The organism is Streptomyces silaceus, assembly GCF_001419745.1.
GTDB lineage: Bacteria > Actinomycetota > Actinomycetes > Streptomycetales > Streptomycetaceae > Streptomyces > Streptomyces silaceus.
Genome location: NZ_LIRJ01000649.1, coordinates 1 through 2062, shown reverse-complemented (window position 1 = coordinate 2062; position 2062 = coordinate 1). Strand labels below are relative to the sequence as shown.

Below are 2062 nucleotides of genomic sequence, written 5' to 3'. Positions count from 1 at the left end.
CGGGCCGCGACCGACGGCCCGGACGCACATCGTCCAAGGAGGCCGCAGTGAACGGCAGTTGGGTACAGGCAATGTCCCGTTGGGCGCTGGTCGCGGCGATGGCGGCCGCACCCGCCGTCCTGTGCTCCGGCACGGCGCACGCCGACGAGACCCACACGAACGCGCACAACGCCCCCAGGGTCGGCCTGATCAACACCGGCCAGATCGACGACCCGCTGGAGGACGTGCTGGAGCACACCCTGAACTTCGGCGACGGGTACCAGTGGGACTGACCTCCCCCGGCGCCCCACGCCCGTCCCACCTCCGCGCGGACCCCGGAACCGGGGTCCGCGCAGGTGCGTCAGGGCGACGCGGCGGTCAGATCACGGCGCCAGGCACGCCGTGCCCGGGATCTCCGACGGCACGCCGGGGCTCGCGGGGTCGACGAGCGAGGTGACGTCACCGGCCGACTGGGCCAGGCAGTCGACCGTGCCGACGGGATCGGGCACGGCACTCGCGGGCACGGCGAGCACCCCGAGCAGCGAGACGGTCCCGAGGATGAGGGCGGCGGAGCGGCGCATGCGAACTCTCCTTTGCGTCAACGGATTTCGTTTGCGACTCGATACACGACACGAGCCGATCCGTGGCTCCCCAGCCCCTCTCTCCGACAATCCCCACATCACCCGTACGTGAACGCCGGAACGATCCGCCTGGCCACTTCACGGATGGATTTCCCTGAGCGAATGATCGCGAGGGTGAACGCCTGACGACGGTCAGGCGGTCCCCTCCTGGTGATCCAGCAGACGCGTGAGCAACCCCATGAACTGTTCACGCTCGGCAGGATCCAGCGGGGCGAGCAGTTCGTCGTGCAGTTCGTCCAGGACCTGGTCGAGGCGGCGCAGGTGGTGGCGGCCCCGGGTGTTGACCGTGATGATGTTGCGGCGCTGGTCGGCGGGGTCCGGCGCGCGCTCGACGAGGTGGCGTTCGGCGAGTTCGTTGAGCACGCCGACCATGTCGCTGCGGTGGATGCCGGTCCGCCGGCTCAGCTCCGCCTGGCTGCCGGGGCCGTGGTCCTGCAGCGCGGCGAGCACGGCGTAGTGCCACTTGCGGGCGTCGACCCGGGCCAGCCCTTCGTTGATCAGCCGGTCCGAGCGCGTGGTCAGCTGCGACAGCTGACGGCTCGCGCGGCGGCGCAGCCGGTCGGGCACCCGGGGCGCGCCGTCGTCGGGCAGGTCGGCGGCTTCGGCTCTCGTCATGGCACCGATCCTCTCCATTGCGTTAGTGGGACGAACGATATACGTTCCCTCACGCCGACATCGTTAGTGGGACTAACGCTGATCGAGCGGACCCAGGAAGGACGAACCACCATTCCCACCACCACACTGCGGATCCCCACCCCCGACGGTCACGCCGACGCCTTCGCCGCTTTTCCCGACGGCGGCGGGCCACACCCCGGGGTGCTGCTGTACAGCGACGCCTTCGGCGTGCGGCCCGAGTTGGCGGAGCGGGCCCGCGCACTGGCCGGGCACGGCTACTGCGTGCTCGTCCCGCACCTCTACTACCGCCACGGCACGGCACCGCTGATCGAGCTCCCCGAGCACATCGGGGCGGAGATCCGCCCCGCGGTCATCGAGCGGCTGATGCCGTTCCTCGGCGAGCTCACCACGGCCCGGTTCCTGAGCGACGCCGAGGCGTACCTCGCGTTCCTGGCGTCCCGGCCCGAGGTGAGCGACGGGCCGGTCGCCGTGCTGGGCTACTGCATCGGCGGCGCCATGGCGATGCGCACCGCGGCCGCCCACCCGGGCCGGGTGGCCGCGGTCGCCGGTTTCCACCCCGGCTTCCTGGTCACCGAGGAACCCGACAGCCCGCACCTCGCCTTCCCCGCGCTCACCGCCGAGGTCCACCTGGGCCTCTCCACGAACGACATGGCGCCCGAGGCCCTCGCCGAGGTGACCCGGTCCCTGGAGGCGGCGGGCGTCACCCACACCTGCGAGACCTACCCGGACACCGTCCACGGCTTCACCATGTCCGACACCGACGCGTTCAGCGCCTCGGGGACGCAGCGCCACTGGGACCGGCTGCT

4 protein-coding genes are annotated in these 2062 nt (G+C 71.4%); 2 read left to right on the top strand and 2 right to left on the bottom strand.

The window, feature by feature from the left end; genetic code table 11:
* Nucleotides 1-71 precede the first annotated feature (71 nt).
* The gene (locus AOK22_RS38235) at nucleotides 72-272 is read left to right on the top strand and encodes a hypothetical protein (RefSeq protein WP_055703238.1); all 201 of its coding nucleotides are present in this window, start codon (nucleotides 72-74) and stop codon (nucleotides 270-272) included.
* Between the two features lie 90 nt (nucleotides 273-362).
* Here AOK22_RS38235 and AOK22_RS38230 read toward each other — a convergent pair whose 3' ends face one another.
* Nucleotides 363-560: a hypothetical protein gene (locus tag AOK22_RS38230; RefSeq protein WP_055703237.1), complete on the bottom strand. Its 198-nt coding sequence runs from the start codon at nucleotides 558-560 to the stop codon at nucleotides 363-365.
* A gap of 192 nt (nucleotides 561-752) precedes the next feature.
* On the bottom strand, nucleotides 753-1235 hold the full coding sequence (locus AOK22_RS38225) for a MarR family winged helix-turn-helix transcriptional regulator (protein WP_055703240.1): 483 nt from the start codon (nucleotides 1233-1235) through the stop codon (nucleotides 753-755).
* Between the two features lie 111 nt (nucleotides 1236-1346).
* On the opposite strand from AOK22_RS38225, the gene AOK22_RS38220 reads away from it, so the two are divergent.
* Nucleotides 1347-2062: dienelactone hydrolase family protein (locus AOK22_RS38220; protein ID WP_055703239.1), on the top strand; the 716-nt coding region annotated here is incomplete at its 3' end.